This window comes from Dysgonomonas mossii (genome assembly GCF_004569505.1).
In the GTDB taxonomy this organism is placed as follows: domain Bacteria; phylum Bacteroidota; class Bacteroidia; order Bacteroidales; family Dysgonomonadaceae; genus Dysgonomonas.
This window is the reverse complement of sequence record NZ_SPPK01000125.1, coordinates 1-395: the sequence shown is the minus strand read 5'-3', so window position 1 is coordinate 395 and position 395 is coordinate 1. Positions and strand designations below refer to the sequence as shown.

Annotated in this window: 1 protein-coding gene; it reads left to right on the top strand. The window is 29.6% G+C overall.

The window, feature by feature from the left end; all coding sequences use genetic code 11:
* Nucleotides 1–395: hypothetical protein (locus E4T88_RS17735; protein WP_438503334.1), on the top strand; the 395-nt coding region annotated here is incomplete at both ends.

Here is a 395-nt window from a genome sequence, read left to right as displayed (position 1 = left end):
ATAACGTAGAGATAAAAGAAATTAATAAGAATGAATTAATCGGTAAAGCACCGAAAATCATTGAACATTTATTAGAAATAAGAGGTTTAGGTATCATTAACGTAATGACATTATTTGGAGCCGGTTCGATTTTGATGGAAAAACGTATTAAATTAAATATCAATTTAGAGACATGGCACAAAGAAAAAATTTATGATCGTGTAGGATTAAATGAAGAAACATTAAAAATACTCGATTCTAAAATTACTAAGAAAACAATACCTGTTCGACCTGGTAGAAACTTAGCTGTCATTATTGAAGTGGCAGCGATGAACTATCGTCTAAACAATATGGGTATTAATACGGCAGAAGAATTTAATAATCGTCTAAATGCTGAAATATTAAAAACCGCTAGT